This is a genomic window from Hymenobacter endophyticus (genome assembly GCF_032464715.1).
Lineage (GTDB): Bacteria > Bacteroidota > Bacteroidia > Cytophagales > Hymenobacteraceae > Hymenobacter > Hymenobacter endophyticus.
This window is the reverse complement of the sequence record NZ_JAWDJT010000006.1, coordinates 90653-108169: the sequence shown is the minus strand read 5'-3', so window position 1 is coordinate 108169 and position 17517 is coordinate 90653. Positions and strand designations below refer to the sequence as shown.

Here is a 17517-nt window from a genome sequence, read left to right as displayed (position 1 = left end):
ATTCGAAGGAAAGGGAGAAGAGCGTTTTTAGTTAGGCTTTACCTCAATCATACGGACTTGGCCGGTAGCCGGCATCAAACCCGATTTCAGCATGATGAGCTGCCCTTTGTTACCTGCCAAGAAGGTTGCAAAACCGGTGCCAAGTCCGGCCCGAGCTTCCCGGCTGATAACATATAGCTCCCGGCGCAGAGGGTACGTTTTCTGGGCCAAGTAGCCTTGATACGGCTGAATATAATCGGCGGGGGCAGAACCGGCAGCTTTTGGACTTACTGCCACTACCCGCACCCGCTTCAGGAATTTCTGCACGGCGGCATCGTCCCGGTCACTAATCCAGTTTACTCCAATGACGCCAATAGCGTTTGGATGAGTAGCAACGTAATCAAGCAGCGCCGGGTTCGATTTGGAGGCATAAACTCCTTTTGTAAGAGCTACACCACGTGTTACGGAGTCCTGCACGAAGCGGGCCGTGCTGGAGTTGTTGTTGTCGAACACCGCCGTAATGGCTCCCAGCTTGTTCTTGCTGCTGAGTTGGCTCCACTGCGTCAACTGGCCCGTAAAGATGCCTTTCAGCTGCGCCATTGTCAGCAGAGAGTCGGCGTTGCTGGGATGCACGATGATGGCCACCCCGTCAACCCCGATACGAATGGCACGCGGCTCTATTTTCAGCTGCTGAAACCGTTCTTTCTCATCAGCAGATAACGGCCGGGCTACTATTGCCAACCGAATACTGTCAGCCATAAAGGCCTGCATCACATCCAACTCGGGTGAGTAGGAGGTTTGCAAGTGCGCGCCGGGGTACAGCTTCTGGAAGGTATCTACCTGCGACTTCAAAATGGGCTCAAAGGTCTCATCTACCCCAATGCGAATAGTACCGCTGGTAGGCGTATCGAGCTCCTGAGTGCTGCCCGACGATGAGCCGCTGCCACAGCCCGTCAGCCAGGTGCTCATGGCTAGGCAAGTGCCCAATACTGCAAGTTTAGCGTGCGTCATCCCGGTTTTTGGTGAAATGTTGCTGGTAGGTGCGGACAAATCTAATGATTCCATAAAATACGAAGACGCCGGCCAGAAGGTAGCGGGCAAAGTTGGGCAGGTTGAGCGTACCGGCCGGGGCCAGTAGCAGAGCAACGCCCACCAGCGTGTAAAGCACTGACATGATGAGCGTAAAATAGCGCACCACCGATGATTGGCGCCGCGTGCCAAGTCGCTCGTGGGTAGGAGGCAGGTCTGACATGAAAAAAAGAAAAGAGCAGGTAGATGTAGCTTTAAACGTCAGAAAGTAACCGTTTTGTTCAGTAAGCAGGGTGCCGGGCCGGTTTGGCGGACGCAAAAAAAGCCAAGAAACAGCTGGTTTTTAGCAAACCAGCTGTTTCTTGGCTTCCGAAAAATCAATTCAAGTTACGCTATATCCGGCTTCGCTGCTATTCATACTTAAACGTAATGGGCAGTGAGTAGCGTACCGGCACGGCCCGGTGGTTCTGGTAGCCGGGCTTCCAGGCAGGCATTTGCCGGATTACCCGGCTGGCCTCCTCATCGGTGCCGTAGCCTAGGCCCTTGAGCACCGTCACGTCTTGGATGGTGCCATCCGTATTCACGGTGAAGGATATGAAGACCTTGCCTTCGACCCCGGCCCGCAGTGCCGACGAAGGGTAGCGAAGCTGACGTTGCAGATATTTCATCAACGCTGCCTGGCCGCCGGCAAATTCCGGCATTTCCTCCACGTGCACGAAGGGCTTCATAACGGCTGGTTCCGCCGTTTTAGCGGCTGAGTCGTTGCCCGTGCTGGTGCCTGTGCCCGCAACCCCGCCCGTTCCTTCCTGGGGAATAGTGCCAACTGCCACCGGCCCGTCAACGACAGGAGCCGTTACCTGTTCTTCCGACTGGGTAGCCGGAACCTGCTCATCCGGCACAACCCGGGTAGGAAACGTCCGGGGGGGCGTGACAACAATAGTCGGGCGAACAGCCGCTGCCGGGGGACTTGTGGGCTCTATGGTCACGTTGTCCAGAAGCTCTACAATTGGTAAGTCAGCCGGAATGTCCACCACGGGCGGTGCGGCTGGCCAGATCTGTTGTATGACCACGGGAACAGCTAGGAGCAGCGCCGCCAGACTAACGCCAATAATAGTGGCCTTACGGATGTGCTGCCCGTACTCCTGCCGGAGCACGTAGGCGCCGTAGGCTTTGTTGCGGCCCTCGAATACTATGTCGTCAAGGGAGGGAAGGGCGGTGTGTGCGGCTGTGGTCATGGTATAGGTAGTTAAGGTGAATGAAACAGTACAGACCAATACTCCCAAGCCATTCCGTACTACCCACACTTGCTTACCCGCTGGCTTTCAATCACTCAACGCCTATCTAATGAGTGGTAGTATGCCAGCCTACTATATTTTTTTATAGAAGTATAGAAAAGCAAATATCCCAAGCCGGACCGAAGTCTAACTTGGGATATTAAGCGAAGCCGGGGTTAACCGACTACAGGATCCTTACTTGATGGCGAAGGTTACCGGAACGGTGTAGTACACCGATACAGCACGACCATTTTGCTTACCAGGCGTGAAGCGGGGCAGGTTTTTGATTACCCGCAACGACTCTTCGTCGCAACCGGCACCAATACCTTTCTGCACTTCAGCATTCGTAACCGATCCATCGGGACCTACTACAAACTTGATAAACACGCGGCCTTCTACCTGGTTGCGCAGGGCCATTGCCGGATACTTAATATTCTTGGCAATGTACTGCAGCAGGGCTTCCTGCCCACCGGGGAAAACCGGCATTTGCTCAACGTAGGTGTAGGGCTTGGTTTCTACCACTTCCTCTACCGCTTTCGTGCCTTCACCGGGTTCCAAACCTGCCAAGTCGGCGGGGTTGTCGGTGTTGCCTTTCACGGTTTCGTTGGCTACCACCTTGTCCTTCAACTCTTCCTGGTCCGGAATTTCTTCCTGTTTCTGCACCTCATTATCCTTTTTGATAACCGGGGGCACAAACTTTACCGTGGTGAGCTTGGGTGGCGGTGGCGGCGGCGCGTCTGGTGGCGGCGGGGGTGGGGGTGGCGGCTTCGTAGCATCCAGCGGGGGCGCTTCCAGCGTGTTCACCTTCAGCATCTTCTCTTCAGCCACCACCTCATCTTTTTTCAGCATACGCGCTACCAAAGGGAAGGCGATGAGCAAAGAGAAGACAGCAATGGCGAGGAGAACAGCCCGGGTTACGTGCTTGCCATATACCCGCCGGATTACGTAGGCTCCATAGGCCTTATTGCGCCCCTCGAAGACGATATCATCGAGGCTTGCTTTGGCCAACTGCATGTTGTCCATCATAATCCAGAAGTTTTAATCAGTTCCTGGTCAGGCTTGGCAATGTCCACCAAGGCGTACTTTTTAGTAGCCGTGATGTTCATCTCGTCAAGAATATCAACCATATTCTTGTAAGCCGATTTGTCGTCGGGCTTGATCAGCACCACCAGGTCGGGGTTGCTGTTCCGCTGAAGCAACACTTTCCGGATGCCATCGGCACCGTAGTTGGTGAGCTTCAGTTCCGGCTTCTGGCTGGCGCTTAACAGGCCGTCGTAATAATACAGCTTGTTGCCTTCGCCCAACAGAAGCGTAAGAGCGTTGGATTCTTTGATTGCCGGGGGCTCCGGGTCATCTGCTTTCGGCTTCACCGGCATAGCCACTTCCATTACGGTGGGCTTGCTGAAGGTAGTCGTGAGCATGAAGAAAGTGAGCAGGAGAAAGGCCAAGTCTACCATAGGGGTCATGTCGATTTTGGTCGACATTTTCTTGGCCCGCTTCTTCCCACCTTTGCCGGAGTCGCCGGATTGTTGAATTTCTGCCATGTCTGTGCGGGTTACTTACCGGCTACTGGTTTGGTTTCCAGGTCGGTAATGAGGTTGAACCGGTTAATGTTCTTCTCCTGCATCAGCTTGATGACTTTCCTTACCGTAGGCACGTCCGTTTTGCCGTCGCCTTTAATGGCAACGTAAGCTGGCTTGCCGTAGGCTGATTTGCGGCTAAGCTGCTGAGCCGTCTGTACCCACTCGATGAACTGGTTGTTGGTGGAGTCGGCCGGAATACCTTCCTGCTTCACCAACTTACGCTGCTCGCTGTCGAGGCTGAGCAGGGCCGGCAATTTTTCGATTGGAGTACCGAAGCTCGACGCTACGCCTTTGAAAGCCTGAATCTGGGAGGGCGTAAAGCTTACCCCGTATTTGGCTCCCACCTGCGTCAGCAAATCGGACTTGATAGCGTCATCATCTACCCCGAAGAATACGCGCTTCTGATCATCAACCGCAATGGTAATTACGTGTGACTCTGGTAGGCGAATTTCCGAGGTAGAGGAGGGCGTATCCACCACCACGGCCTCTTCCGGGGCAAACTTGGTGGTGAGCATGAAGAAAGTCACCAGCAGGAAGGCCAAGTCCACCATCGGAGTCATATCCAACGACGGGGATGTTCTGTGAGGCTTTACTTTGGGCATTGCTGGTGTCGGTTAAAAGCGTAATTCAGAAACGAAAGAACCTGTGCTTTAGTGCGTAGAGGCACTAAAAATTAAGCAGCGTGGTGGTCGGTTTCGCCGTGCTGAGCAGCGTACGTCTGAATGATGCTGAAACCAGCTTCGTCGATGCTGTAAGTCAGCTCGTCAATTTTGCTGGTGAAGAAGTTGTAGGCTACGATAGCCAGAGCCGAAGTACCGATACCCAGAGCCGTGTTGATCAGAGCTTCCGAGATACCGTTAGCCAGACCTACTGCATCAGGAGCACCACCTTGGGCCAGAGCCGAGAAGGCCTTGATCATCCCCAGTACCGTACCGATCAGGCCGGTCAGGGTGGCTACCGAAGCCAAGGTTGAGATGATAACGAGGTTTTTCTCCAGCATTGGCAGTTCCAGAGCCGTCGATTCTTCGATTTCCTTCTGGATAGCCAGGATTTTCTGGTCTTTCTCCATGTTGCGCTCACGCGACATTTCCTGGTACTTCATCAGGCCAGCACGTACTACGTTGGCTACCGAGCCTTTCTGCTGGTCGCAGGCGGCAATGGCACCGGTGATGTCGTTCACGTTCAGCTTCTGACGGATGGTGCGAACGAAAGTTTCGATGCTTTTCGAACCTTTAGCACGACCAATGGTCAGGGCACGCTCAATCGAGAAGATGAACACACACAGGAACATGGTCATCAGTACGGGTACTACGGGACCACCTTTGTACACTACACCGAAGTAGTCGCCCGAGAGAGGGTTGTTTTCGTTGCTGCCACCTTGAAAGTGACTACCGTCGCCGAGGATGAAGATGTAAATCAGCACGCTGACAACAAATGCCACCAGGATGGCGATAACGGCAAATGAGGATGAACCACCACCCTTGGACTCGCCCTTAGGCGCAGCAGCAGCGGCGGGCCGAGCCGCGGGCTTGTTCATGGCATTCTTTTGTTCCATTGTTCCGGAGAATTAGTGGGTTGTTGGTGAAAGGTTGACGTACGTGTAAAAAAAGAAAAAACAGCGGCTAGTTGAATTCTGGTCTGGAATACCACGCACCCGCATACTGGTGACCGGAAGCCCGGCCGGGTATGGGTCTGCTCGTGCGCGGAGCCCGTCTCAAAAACAGAACTAGCCTTGGCAAACCTAAATAAAAAACCTGAGTGCTGCCAAATGAAAAATGCGTTTAAACGCTTTAAAACCATGTGTGCCTCAAAAAAAGGCTATTTCGTGGGTGCTTCTTTGGCATTGTCAGCAGCTAATTGTTTTGCTTGATTCCAATAAACGTCCATTTGGGCCAAGCTTAAATCACGCAGTTGGTGCCCATCCTGAGCCGATTGAGTCTCTAAGTACTGGAAGCGCTGAATGAACTTACGGTTTGTGCGCTCCAGCGCCTCCTCCGGGTTAATGCCGGCGTGTCGGGCAAAGTTGATAAGGGAGAAGAGCAGGTCACCAAACTCGGCAGCGGCTTGTTCTGAAGGGGTTTCCTGCGGTTGCTCACCCGCAAATTCAGCCTTAAACTCTTCCAGCTCTTCCTGCACTTTCTCCCAAACCTGCTCGGGTTTGTCCCAGTCGAAGCCCGCACCGCGCGCTTTTTCCTGAATACGCATGGCCTTCACCAAGGCCGGTAACGACGAGGGTACGCCACCTAGTACCGATGAGTTGCCTTTTTCCTGCAGCTTTAACTGTTCCCAGTTGCGCTTCACGGTTTCTTCGTCATGCGCCTGCACGTCGCCGTAAATGTGTGGGTGCCGAAAAATTAGCTTGTCGCACTGGGCATTTAGTACATCGGCAATATCAAAAGCGCCCTGCTCACTGGCTATTTTAGCGTAAAAGGTTAGGTGCAGCATCACGTCACCAAGCTCCTTTTTCAGGTCGGGCAAATCATGACGGATAATGGCGTCGCTTAGCTCGTATGTTTCCTCGATAGTGAGATGGCGCAGACTTTCCAAGGTTTGCTTCCGGTCCCAGGGACACTCGGCGCGAAGGCGGTCCAATACGTCGAGCAGCCGGCCAAAGGCTTCCAACTGTTGAGGCCGACGGGCAGAAGTAGTGTATTCCATTAAGCCAAATATACAACCGCTGCCGGCTTTTCGGATGGGCGGCGGAGGATACAGGTCTTCTTCGACCGGATGCACATATTCTTTCGTAGGGAAAGCAGGCGTAGTTGGCTACTTTTGCAGCCTTATTTCTCCTCACTCTTGTACTTCATCATAGCAACATACAGTGGCACTGATTAAATCTATTTCGGGCATTCGCGGCACCATTGGCGGTGCAGCCGGTGACGGACTCACGCCGATTGACGTGGTAAAATACGCGGCTGCTTTTGGTACCTGGGTGCTGCAGCAAACCGATAACAATACCATTGTTATTGGGCGTGATGCCCGCCTCTCCGGCGACATGGTGAGCCGGTTGGTGGCGGCCACGCTGCAAGGGCTGGGCATCCATGTAATTGACTTGGGCTTGAGCACCACGCCTACCGTAGAAATGGCCGTACCGGCCAAAAACGCGGGTGGGGGTATCATCCTGACGGCTTCGCATAACCCCAAGCAGTGGAATGCCTTGAAGTTGCTAAATGGGAAGGGCGAGTTTATTTCGGACGCCGATGGTAAGCTGGTACTAGCTCTGGGTGATTCGGAAGCGTTTGATTTCGCGCCAGTAACCAAGCTGGGCAGCTATACCACCGACGACACGTTTCTGCAGCAGCACATTAACACCATTCTGGCGCTGCCCCTGGTCGACAAAGCCGCTATCAAGGCCAAGAATTTTCGGGTAGTGGTGGATGCGGTAAACTCCTGTGGGGGCTTTGCCGTGCCAATGCTGCTGGAACAGTTGGGCGTAGAAATTATTGAGAAGCTGTTTTGTGAGCCCACCGGCGACTTTGCCCACAACCCCGAGCCCCTGCCTGAGAACCTGCGGGAAATTGCCAAGACCATGGAGAAGGGCTCTTTCGACCTAGGCATTGTAGTGGACCCCGATGTGGACCGCTTGGCTCTGGTAAACGAAGACGGCACCATGTTCGGAGAAGAGTACACGCTGGTGGCCGTGGCCGACTACGTGCTCCAGCAGAATGGTGGGGGTAATACCGTGAGCAACCTTAGCAGCACCCGCGCTCTGCGCGACGTAACCGAGAAGCACGGCGGGCAGTACGCCGCCGCCGCCGTAGGGGAGGTGAATGTGGTAAACAAGATGAAGGAAACTAATGCCATTATTGGCGGTGAGGGCAACGGGGGCATCATCTACCCCGAACTGCACTATGGCCGCGACTCCTTGGTGGGTATTGCTTTGTTCCTAAGTCATCTGGCCAAAACCGGTCTGACCATGACTCGGTTGCGAGCTTCCTACCCGAACTACTTTATCTCGAAGAACAAGATTGAGCTAACGCCCGAAATCAACACCGATGAGGTGCTGATGGAAATGGAAAAGCGTTACGCCAAGCAGCCTGTAAATACTATTGACGGCGTAAAAATCGAGTTTGACAAAGAATGGGTACACTTGCGCAAGTCCAATACGGAGCCCATCATCCGGATTTACGCCGAGTCGGACTCCAATGCTACGGCTGACCACTTGGCTAATAAAATTATCGGCGACATTAAAGAAATCATCAGCAAGTAGCCGGTAACTACCTGTAAGCACAACAGCAAGGCGCCCCCAGCCTCTGACGGTTACCGTCAGAGGCTGGGGGCGCCTTGCTGTTGTGAAAGAGGCGCAAGTAACACAGCCCAGTAGAAACCCCTATTTTTGTGGGCGTTTTCCTTTCCTGCGTTTCCACCTGCTTTTGTCTTGCTTATGAACGTGTATTTCGATAATGCTGCCACCACGCCGCTGGACCCCGAAGTGTTGGACGCCATGCTGCCGTTTCTGCAGAACCATTTTGGTAACCCCAGCAGCATCCATGGCCATGGCCGCCAAGTGCGCGCCGCCGTCGAAAACGCCCGCAAGACCATTGCCCATCTAATTAATGCGGCGCCAGCTGAAATTGTGTTTACCTCCTGTGGTACCGAGGCCGACAATTACGCTGCTTTCGGCAGCGTCCGGACGCTGGGGCTGAAACACGGCATTACTTCCAAGCTGGAGCATCATGCTGTGCTGCACACGATGGAGGCCTTGGAAAAGGCCGGCGACATTACGCTTAGCTACGTGCGCCATGATGCACAAGGCCGCCTCGATTTGGAACATCTGGAGGAGTTGCTGTCGACGCAGCCGCGCACATTTGTGAGCCTGATGCACGCTAACAATGAAATTGGTAACCTTAACGACATTGCTGCCATTGGGGAAATTTGTGCCCACTACGATGCTGTCTTTCATACGGATACGGTGCAGACAATGGGGCATTACCGCCACGATGTGCAGCAATTGAAGGCTCATTTCCTGGTAGGCTCGGCACACAAATTCCACGGGCCCAAGGGGGCCGGCTTCCTGTACCGCCGCTCGGGGCTGTTGGTTGATGCGCTGATTCATGGCGGCTCCCAGGAGCGCAACCAGCGTGCCGGCACCGAAAACGTGTACGGTATTATCGGGCTGGCCAAAGCTTTGGAAATAGCCTACCGTGATATGGCCACGCATCAGCACCACATCCAAGGCCTGAAAGACCGGTTTATTGCCAAGCTGCGTACTGAAATTGACGGAGTAGAGTTCAATGGTACCTCGGCAGAGGCTGACCAGAGTCTGTACACGGTACTGAGCGTAAGCCTGCCCGCCTCGGATCTGAACGAAATGTTGCTGTTCAACCTGGATATTAACCACATATCCTGTTCCGGAGGCTCAGCATGTACCAGCGGAGCCAATGCTGGCTCCCACGTGCTTAATGCTCTGGACTGCGACCCTAGCCGGGGAACTATCCGCTTCTCCATGAGCAAGTACAACACTGCTGAGGAAGTCGATTATGCCGTAGACCAGTTGGCTAAAATGTACCGTCAGCAACCATTGAAGGTATAGTAGCTAGTCACCCTTCAAAACAAAAGGCCTTCTACCAAGCAGTAGAAGGCCTTTTGTTTTATTCTAGGGGGCGGCGTTGGTGCTGAAAACGTTGTTTGCAGTAAAAGATGAGTAGGCCAAGGCCTAGCACAAACCCCACATCAATCAGGAAACGGGTGAGGCCTTCGGCGGCCAGATTAGAGCGACCTACGGCCAGCCCACAGCCTACCAGCGCGGCGGCTGGCATCAGAATAAGCGCAATGAGGGCCCCGGCAATAACGCTGCGCCGGTACGCCGCAATAATGACGATACCCGCCGCCGCCCCGCAGGCCGAAACCAATAGCGTTTTGAGCGTAGGCTGCGCCATACTGCGCACTTCTGGGTTGGTGGCAAGCTCGGTGGCCGAGCTTTCACCCACCTGCACCAGCAACAACATCGTCAGTCCTGCCATGAGCATAAACAATGAGTAGCCGATGACGGTGGAACGCAAGCCCCGCGCTACTACCTGCCAGCGGCCCAGCACCACGCCCATGGGAATAGCCGCTACAGGCTCAAAACCCGGTGCAATGATGCTGGAGGCAATAAAGGCTACGGCCTGCGGCACTGGCTCCGAAACCAGACCCACCGCGGCCATGATGCCGCCAAGGCCCATTAACGCCAGATAATTGGAGGTAGGCCGGCCCTGGTGGCGCAGCCCAGCCTCCACCTCCTCCCAAATAGCTTCGTCCTTGTCGTTGAGAATTTTCTCGCCCTCTGCGGGAGCAATTATACTACTCAACTCCGCAGTGGCCACCGATAAATCCCCAGGCCGGGCTACGGCTTTGCCTGCCAGGCGCAGCACATCATCGGCCCCCCGGTTGAGCACTTGCACGCTGATTACGTCGCCGGCGGGTTTGCGGGAAATGCCTTTTTGCACGCTTAAACTTACTACCTCATCCAAGGCAACCAGTTGCTGGCAAAGGTCTTCGGTAACGGTGGGCGGAACAGTAAGTTCGAGGCTACGGTGCATAGAATCAATGTATGTACAGTAGCTTGCCTACGGGGCAACGGAGAAAATAGCCACTTTTCAGGCAGTTGCTCCGAGTAGATGGCGGCTGCTCAAAGCAACTGGTTTCTTTACTGTCGTGCTGTAAATAAGCACTGCTGTATGCAGGTAAAATCTAGCAGCTATACTCCATGCGGCCACTACTGAAGAGTATTCCAGGAATCGTTCAGGGCCGCCAATTACTCAGGAAAGCTGCTCTAATCAATTATACTTCGTTGCTGATGCCGGTGTAGTCATTTGCCAGAGGCAGCCAGTGCATAGAGCGTAACCGAATCATATTTTGGCCAAAATGCGTAAGTCGCACGCACCCTTTTCCGGTTTGTATGGCGGATATTAATATTCAGCGCAAAAAAAATACCCCGAGCCCCTGGCTATTATTGCTGGTTGTGCTGGCAGTAGTAGGTATAGGAGCGTATTTCCTGTTCCGGGCCGAAACGGCGCCTCCCGTTGATGAACGGCCCCCGGCTGGCTCGGGTATCCCGGCTCCACCGGACAGCACCACTGGCGCCGAAACCGGTCCTGCTCCGGCAGTTGATGCCGTCGGCGACATGGCCGCTGAAAGCACTGCTCCGGCAACCCCGGCCGTGCTGGCAGCTTTTGCCCAGGGAGATGCTTCTCGCCCCACCTACGGACAGGAAGGACTGCGGCTACTGACTTCAACGCTGGTTGATTTGGTAGATCGGGACGACTTGCGCGACCCGGCCATCCAGACCCGCCGCGACGACCTGACCAGTGCCACCAACCGGTTAGGCGAGGCCGGGGCCAGTTTGCGGCCTGGCTACGTGGCGGCAGCCTACCTGATGCTGGCTATTCAGCAGAAGGCATATCCGGAGCAGGAAACGGCGGCTCGTCAGCTCACCGCCCTGGCCGACAACCTGAGCGGCCGTAATACCACGCCTCAAGAGCAGGAGCAGGTCAAAACCTATTTTCAGCAGGCTGCTCAACTGGTACAGGCCCTGAGCGAACCGGCCCGTTAATTCTCATTTCACCGCACGTAATTGGGCTTTATTTTTTAGTCTTCTAGTATGGAAACCACTTCTGAGCCCATTCCCTCGGCGGAAGGTATGCACCTGCGTCGTCTACATGATCTGACTGAGTTTGAAGTAGCCGATGGTAACCCTGATGTGCGGGGCTGGCCAGTGCGCGGGGCCGATGGTCGGCAGTTTGGGCAGGTATTTGAGCTGATTGTGGACGTAGAGGCTCTAAAAGTGCGCTACCTGGATATCGAGCTGAATGACCACCTGCAGATTAATGAGCGGGACCGGCATATTCTGCTGCCTATAGGAGTGGCCGCCCTGGACGAAGAAGCCGATAACGTGTTCGTGCCTTCTCTTACTGCTCAATCTGTGCTGGAGTATCCGCCCTACGTTGAAATCCAGATTACCCGTCAGTATGAAGAGGCCATGTTGCGGGCTCTGAACCTGCCGCTTTCAACTCCTAACGACCAAGGTTTCTACGGCCAGTCTGGGTATGATGGCTCTACCTTTTACCAGCGACGCAAGCTGGGGTAAGCATTAGCACGTATAAGCAAAATGGCCCCGCAGCAGCTTGCTGCGGGGCCATTTTGCTTTGGATTAGTTGCGGCACTAGTTCCGCCGAATCATAGCCGTTACGGCATCCACCCACATAGGGGTGGAGTTAAGGCTGGGCACCAGCTGCCAGTGCTGGCCGCCGGCTTCTTCAAACATTTCCTTGAACTCTTCGCCTACCTCAATGGTGGTTTCCAGGCAATCGGCCACGAAGGCAGGGGAGAAGGCCAGCACGTTTTTGATGCCCTTGGCAGGCATTTCCTTGAGCGCCTCATCAGTGTAGGGTTGCAGCCACGGGTCACGGAGGCGACTTTGCAGGCGGCTCTGGAAGCAGGTAGTATACTGCTCGGGGCTGAGGCCCAGGGCGGCACCCAGCTGGCGCGAGGTTTCAAAACACTGTGCCCGGTAGCAGTAGCGGTTGTTCTTGTTGTAGCTGTTGCAACAAGAACCTAGCTTGCAGTAGCCTTTGTGGCTGCCTTTCAACACGTGCCGCTCCGGAATGCCGTGGTAGCTGAACACGATGTGGTCATAGTCGTGCTTGGCCAGCTCGGCCTTGCCTAGTGCGGCAAAGCTGTTGATAAAGCCGGGGTCATCCACAAACGTGCTGATGAAGCTGATGCTCGGTACCACCCACCACTTGCTCACCAATTCCATTACTTTCTCCTGCACCGAGCCGGTGCTGGCCGCCGCGTACTGCGGAAACAAGGGCAGCACGATAATTCGGTCCACGGCCGCGTCGCGCAGCTCCTGCAGGGCACTTTCGATGCTGGGGTTCTGGTAGCGCATCCCGAAGGCCACCAGGTAGTCCTTGCCCAGTTTTTCCTGCACCAGCTTCTGCAAATCCAGGCCGTGGTAGAGCAGGGGAGAGCCCCGGTCCTTGTCCCAAAGCTGCTGATAGATCTTCGCCGACTTAGGCGCCCGCAGCGGTACCACCAGTCCCCGGAACAGGGGGTAGCGCACGGCCGCCGGCATGTCAATTACGCGGGCATCGGTGAGAAACTCGTTGAGGTAGCGGCGCACGTCAGGCGTGGTGGGCGAGTCGGGCGTACCCAGGTTGACGAGTAGAACGCCGATGCGGCCTTTGGAAGATGCAGGAGGTGAAGGCATTGTAAGTAACTACGAGCTGTTCAGGATTGGGCGGAGGGGCCGAAGGGCCGCTGTCCGGCACCAGATTCAGCAACTTGGAATGGGATACTGCGTGAAGCCTTAACCGGCAAGCCGGCATTTTGGCTTGAATGAACGTGCAAAAAAAGCTAATAGCTGAGTGTTAACCGCTAACCGCCCAAAATAACCGTACCTTTGCAGCCCAAAATCCAGAATCTGAAGTGAATACTGACCCAACTCCGCACCGCGCCGGCTTCGTGAGCATCATTGGCAAGCCCAACGTGGGTAAGTCCACGCTGATGAACGCCCTGATGGGTGAGCGGCTCAGCATTGTGACCAGCAAGGCCCAGACCACGCGTCACCGTATCCTGGGCATCCTCAACGGCGACGATTTTCAGTTGGTCTACTCCGATACGCCCGGTATCATCCAGCCCAAATACGAGCTGCACAACGCCATGATGTCGTTCGTGTACTCTTCCCTGGAAGATGCTGACGTGGTGTTGTTCGTGACGGATATCTACGAAAAGCACGATGAGGAGCCGGTAGTAGAGCGTCTGCGAAAGATGGTGGACACGCCCATTCTGCTGCTGGTCAACAAAATCGACCAGGCCGACCAGGCCGAGGTGGAAGCCAAAGTAGAGTATTGGCGCAGCCACCTGCCTAACGCGGCCCGGGTGCTGCCCATTTCAGCCCTGGAAAAGTTTGGTACCGGCGAGCTATTGGACTTGGTGTTGAGCTACCTACCCGTCCATCCGCCTTACTACCCCAAAGATGAACTAACCGACAAACCGGAGCGTTTTTTCGCCGCCGAGATGATCCGGGAGAAAATCTTTAAGCTCTACAAAAAAGAGGTGCCCTACAGCTGCGAGGTGGGTATTGAGGAGTTCAAGGAGGATGACGATATCATCCGGATGCGGGCCATCATCTTCGTGGAGCGCAGCAGTCAGAAAGGCATCATCATCGGCCAGCAGGGCGCGGCGCTGAAAAAAGTGGGCACCTGGGCCCGGGAGGAAATGGAGAAGTTCTTCCAGAAGAAAGTCTTCCTCGAAATCCACGTCAAAGTCAACGAAAACTGGCGCACCGACCCGAAAGCCCTGAACCGTTTTGGGTACAGCCAATAGGTGAGACGGTGAAATTGTGAAATGGTGAGTTGCTGTTCAAGACGTGCCATCTACGCAGTCAGAATATAAAACTCACCATTTCACAACTTCACCATCTCACCACTTATTCCGACCTCACACTCACTTAACTACTCCGGGCACTGCCGAACTTGGTCGGGCCGGCGGCTGGAGTCAGACGCATGAAGAATACCATTGCAATTGTGGGCCGCCCCAACGTGGGCAAATCCACCCTGTTCAACCGCCTCGTGGGCCAGCGTAAGGCCATCATGGACAATGAGAGCGGCGTAACCCGTGACCGGCACTACGGCTACGGCGACTGGACCGGCAAGTACTTTACCGTTATCGATACGGGCGGGTACGTGCACAACTCCGACGACATCTTTGAGGGCGAAATCAACAAGCAGGTAAAGCTGGCTATTGACGAGGCCGACGTGGTGCTGTTTATGGTAGACGTGGACGCCGGCGTACATCACCTCGATGAGGAGTTTGCCAACGTGCTGCGCCGCTACCAGGGTAAAAAGCCCATCTATATCGTCGCTAACAAAGCCGACACTAACGCCCGCGCCCACGCCGCCGGCGAGTTCTACACGCTCGGCGTTGGTGATGGTGAAATCTACCCCATCAGCTCCCAGAGCGGCTCGGGCACCGGTGATTTGCTGGATGCCGTTATCAGCCACTTCGAAGAAGAAGGCGTGGAAGAACCCGATCTGGGCATTCCCAAAATTGCCGTAGTAGGCCGCCCAAACGTGGGCAAATCCTCTTTCGTGAACCTGCTGCTGGGCACCGACCGGAGCATCGTAACCGACATTGCCGGCACCACCCGCGACTCCATTCAGGCCCGCTACAACGCCTTCGGGAAGGAGTTCATGCTGGTGGATACGGCCGGGCTGCGCCGCAAAACCAAGGTGCACGAGGACGTGGAGTTCTACTCCGTGCTGCGCTCTATTCGGGCCTTGGAAGAGGCTGACATCTGCGTGGTGATGCTGGATGCCACCCGCGGCATTGAGGCCCAGGATGTGAACATCATTGGCCTGGCCGATAAGAACCGCAAGGGCATCGTAATTCTAGTGAACAAGTGGGATTTGGTGGAAAATAAGGAAACCAATACGGCCAAGGAGTTCGAGGCCAAAATCATGGAGAAGATTGCGCCCATTGCGTATCCGCCCGTGATTTTCGTGTCGGTGCTCACCAAGCAGCGCGTGCACAAAGCCATTGAAACGGCCATTGAGGTGTACGAGAATAAGCGCCGCAAAATCCCGACTTCGGAGCTGAACGAGGTGATGCTGAAGGAAATTGAGAAGTACCCGCCGCCCATTCAGAAGGGTAAAATGGTGCGCATCAAATACGCTACGCAACTGCCTACGCATAACCCGGTATTTGCCTTCTTCTGCAACCTGCCCCAGTACGTGAAAGAGAGCTACACGCGCTACCTGGAAAACCGCCTGCGGGAGAACTTCAACTTCACTGGCGTACCCATCGGCATCGTGTTCCGCAAAAAATAGGCTAACGCCATAGTAGGCAGCCCCGCGGAAAAAAAAGATGAAAATATTTTTTAGCCGCTGGGTTACCTTCTAGATGAACAGATATAAAGCCCTGATTGTCGGCGCAGGCTGTCAGTTATTGTCTTTTGAAATTCCATTCTCTCAATCATCCCCATCATGAAAAAGGTATTGTTCCTCGCCCTGGCTGCTGTTTCGTTCTCCTTCGCTTCTTGCGACAGCAAAACTGAAAACGCTCAAGAAGCTCAGGCTGAGCAAGTAGAAGACGCTGGCGAAGCCAAAGCTGACGCTATGGAAGCTGCTGGCAACGAAGCCGGTGCTGACTCGGTAGAAGCTTCTACCGAAGCCAAAGCTGACGCTATGGAAAACGCTGCTGACGCAACCGACGCTAAGTAAGCTGATGCGCCTTGCGGCGCTCTAAAAAGGCCGCTTCCCATCCGGGAAGCGGCCTTTTCTGCTTTTGGCCAAGAGCAGATAGTCAAAGATTCAGCGAGGATAGAAAATTTTCCTGCTTACCGCGGGTTACTTCTGGTTAAGTTTACGATAAAGGTTGAGCTTCGGCACTTTTCGTAAGAAGGGCCAGGCTAGCTTTAAATCACTCTTACCCTTCACTTAATCTTCCCCATGAAAAAGGTATTGTTTCTTGCCCTGGCCGCCGCTTCGTTCTCCTTCGCTTCCTGCGACAGCAAGAAAGAAGATGCGCAGGAGCAAGCTGCCGAAAACGTAGAAGCTGCTGGCGAAGCCAAAGCTGACGCTATGGAAGCTGCTGGCAACGAAGCTGGTGCTGACTCGGTAGAGGCTTCTACCGAAGCCAAAGCTGACGCTATGGAAAACGCTGCTGACTCGGCTGATGCCAAGTAGTCAACGCGCCATCTGGCGTCAATAAAAAAAGGACCGCTCCTCTTGGAGCGGTCCTTTTTTTATTGACGAAGCTGTTTAGAAAGTGGCTTTTGTTATTTGTGTCTGTCATCCTGGGCGCAGCGAAGAACCTACTCACGCCAGCATGACAATCGTGCAGACGGGACAAGGTCCTTCGCTGCATTCAGGATAACCACAATTTTAGCTTTCAAAACAGCTTCGACGCCAGATGACGTGCAAATGAAACACTAGAAGTGAGAAGGCTAGTTGAGAGTGTCTTGCAGGTTAGGGAGCGTACTCACCTTCAGCAGCTAACCCAAACGGCGCTGTAACAGGCTATCCACTACCTCAAAAAGCTTACGGGGTGGGTATGTGCGCCACGGTAGCTCATCCAGTTGGCCCCCAAAGTTCACGTACGAATCGACGTTGTATTGGCGCATTTCGCGAACAACGTGCTCCTGAAAGTTTACGCCAGCAATCCAACCATCCTCCACGTCCTCAAACCATTCCTCATAGTAAGAGTCATCGGAGCCGTGGAAGTTGAACACGTTTTCGCCGATGAGCACGAATTTGCGAATACCCTCGTGCGTCATCAGGTCGATGATGTTACGCTTCAGCAGCATTATGTCGTTTTCAATGGCATCATTCCACTCCCCAATGAATTCAATAATGGCCGCGCCCGCCTCGTACTCTACAAACAGGATTTTCAGGTACAGCGTGTCGGAGCCCAGGCTGTCCCACTGGGGATGGATGTAGTAGCCGTAGATGGTATTGGTGTAGCTGTCGAGGCTGTTCTCGGCCTCAAATAAGGGGGAGCTGGGGTCTTCGTTGGCCTGGTACTGGTCGAGCCAGGCGTAGTGCGGCTCAATGGTGTGCATAGCAGTAGCGGAAAGGAGATACTCACACCGTAGTCTGAGCGTACAGTTTTTTTGACTAACTGTGAACAAGCAAACGGGGTTTCCGCAGCTACCCAAAAGTTGGCCG

Annotated in this window: 19 protein-coding genes; 8 read left to right on the top strand and 11 right to left on the bottom strand. The window is 54.4% G+C overall.

The window, feature by feature from the left end; all coding sequences use genetic code 11:
* Nucleotides 1-27: 27 nt before the first annotated feature.
* From ROI90_RS10915 to mazG, 8 genes are all read right to left on the bottom strand, one after another.
* Complete coding sequence (locus ROI90_RS10915) at nucleotides 28-948, bottom strand: PstS family phosphate ABC transporter substrate-binding protein (RefSeq protein WP_315998378.1); 921 nt, start codon at nucleotides 946-948, stop codon at nucleotides 28-30.
* 28 nt (nucleotides 949-976) lie between these two features.
* A complete protein-coding gene (locus tag ROI90_RS10910; protein ID WP_315998377.1) occupies nucleotides 977-1231 on the bottom strand; it encodes a hypothetical protein in 255 nt (84 codons plus the stop codon).
* A gap of 187 nt (nucleotides 1232-1418) precedes the next feature.
* A complete protein-coding gene (locus ROI90_RS10905) occupies nucleotides 1419-2243 on the bottom strand; it encodes a TonB family protein (protein ID WP_315998376.1) in 825 nt (274 codons plus the stop codon).
* Between the two features lie 234 nt (nucleotides 2244-2477).
* Complete coding sequence (locus tag ROI90_RS10900; RefSeq protein ID WP_315998375.1) at nucleotides 2478-3308, bottom strand: energy transducer TonB; 831 nt, start codon at nucleotides 3306-3308, stop codon at nucleotides 2478-2480.
* The gene (locus ROI90_RS10895) at nucleotides 3305-3826 is read right to left on the bottom strand and encodes an ExbD/TolR family protein (RefSeq protein WP_315998374.1); all 522 of its coding nucleotides are present in this window, start codon (nucleotides 3824-3826) and stop codon (nucleotides 3305-3307) included. The genes ROI90_RS10900 and ROI90_RS10895 overlap by 4 nt, the downstream gene beginning before the upstream one ends.
* Nucleotides 3827-3837: 11 nt before the next feature.
* Nucleotides 3838-4467, bottom strand: coding sequence for an ExbD/TolR family protein (locus ROI90_RS10890; protein WP_315998373.1), 630 nt, complete (start codon nucleotides 4465-4467; stop codon nucleotides 3838-3840).
* A gap of 71 nt (nucleotides 4468-4538) precedes the next feature.
* Nucleotides 4539-5402, bottom strand: a complete 864-nt coding sequence (locus ROI90_RS10885) for a MotA/TolQ/ExbB proton channel family protein (RefSeq protein ID WP_380229893.1) — start codon at nucleotides 5400-5402, stop codon at nucleotides 4539-4541.
* A gap of 281 nt (nucleotides 5403-5683) precedes the next feature.
* The gene (gene mazG / locus ROI90_RS10880) at nucleotides 5684-6523 is read right to left on the bottom strand and encodes a nucleoside triphosphate pyrophosphohydrolase (protein ID WP_315998484.1); all 840 of its coding nucleotides are present in this window, start codon (nucleotides 6521-6523) and stop codon (nucleotides 5684-5686) included.
* 163 nt (nucleotides 6524-6686) lie between these two features.
* On the opposite strand from mazG, the gene glmM reads away from it, so the two are divergent.
* Together glmM and ROI90_RS10870 are read left to right on the top strand one after the other, a co-directional pair.
* On the top strand, nucleotides 6687-8075 hold the full coding sequence (glmM, locus tag ROI90_RS10875; RefSeq protein ID WP_315998371.1) for a phosphoglucosamine mutase: 1389 nt from the start codon (nucleotides 6687-6689) through the stop codon (nucleotides 8073-8075).
* Between the two features lie 174 nt (nucleotides 8076-8249).
* The gene (locus ROI90_RS10870; RefSeq protein ID WP_315998370.1) at nucleotides 8250-9398 is read left to right on the top strand and encodes a cysteine desulfurase family protein; all 1149 of its coding nucleotides are present in this window, start codon (nucleotides 8250-8252) and stop codon (nucleotides 9396-9398) included.
* A 58-nt stretch (nucleotides 9399-9456) separates the two neighbouring features.
* Here the strand turns inward: ROI90_RS10870 and ROI90_RS10865 are convergent, their stop codons facing one another.
* Nucleotides 9457-10386 carry a DUF389 domain-containing protein gene (locus ROI90_RS10865; protein WP_315998369.1) on the bottom strand — a complete coding sequence of 310 codons (930 nt, stop codon included), beginning with the start codon at nucleotides 10384-10386 and terminating at the stop codon, nucleotides 9457-9459.
* A 359-nt stretch (nucleotides 10387-10745) separates the two neighbouring features.
* Between ROI90_RS10865 and ROI90_RS10860 the strand changes: the two genes are divergently transcribed.
* Entirely contained in the window at nucleotides 10746-11399 is a 654-nt protein-coding gene (locus ROI90_RS10860) for a hypothetical protein (RefSeq protein ID WP_315998368.1), read from the top strand.
* Between the two features lie 48 nt (nucleotides 11400-11447).
* Entirely contained in the window at nucleotides 11448-11933 is a 486-nt protein-coding gene (locus ROI90_RS10855) for a PRC-barrel domain-containing protein (protein WP_315998367.1), read from the top strand.
* Between the two features lie 75 nt (nucleotides 11934-12008).
* Here the strand turns inward: ROI90_RS10855 and hemH are convergent, their stop codons facing one another.
* Nucleotides 12009-13058 carry a ferrochelatase gene (gene hemH / locus ROI90_RS10850; RefSeq protein WP_315998366.1) on the bottom strand — a complete coding sequence of 350 codons (1050 nt, stop codon included), beginning with the start codon at nucleotides 13056-13058 and terminating at the stop codon, nucleotides 12009-12011.
* A 218-nt stretch (nucleotides 13059-13276) separates the two neighbouring features.
* Between hemH and era the strand changes: the two genes are divergently transcribed.
* From era to ROI90_RS10830, 4 genes are all read left to right on the top strand, one after another.
* Complete coding sequence (era, locus tag ROI90_RS10845) at nucleotides 13277-14176, top strand: GTPase Era (protein WP_315998365.1); 900 nt, start codon at nucleotides 13277-13279, stop codon at nucleotides 14174-14176.
* A gap of 179 nt (nucleotides 14177-14355) precedes the next feature.
* Nucleotides 14356-15678, top strand: coding sequence for a ribosome biogenesis GTPase Der (gene der, locus ROI90_RS10840; RefSeq protein WP_315998364.1), 1323 nt, complete (start codon nucleotides 14356-14358; stop codon nucleotides 15676-15678).
* A gap of 156 nt (nucleotides 15679-15834) precedes the next feature.
* Nucleotides 15835-16071: a hypothetical protein gene (locus ROI90_RS10835; RefSeq protein ID WP_315998363.1), complete on the top strand. Its 237-nt coding sequence runs from the start codon at nucleotides 15835-15837 to the stop codon at nucleotides 16069-16071.
* 228 nt (nucleotides 16072-16299) lie between these two features.
* The gene (locus ROI90_RS10830) at nucleotides 16300-16536 is read left to right on the top strand and encodes a hypothetical protein (RefSeq protein WP_315998362.1); all 237 of its coding nucleotides are present in this window, start codon (nucleotides 16300-16302) and stop codon (nucleotides 16534-16536) included.
* Nucleotides 16537-16844: 308 nt separating this feature from the next.
* On the opposite strand, the gene ROI90_RS10825 is transcribed toward ROI90_RS10830, so the two are convergent.
* Complete coding sequence (locus tag ROI90_RS10825; RefSeq protein ID WP_315998361.1) at nucleotides 16845-17411, bottom strand: hypothetical protein; 567 nt, start codon at nucleotides 17409-17411, stop codon at nucleotides 16845-16847.
* Nucleotides 17412-17517: the final 106 nt, after the last annotated feature.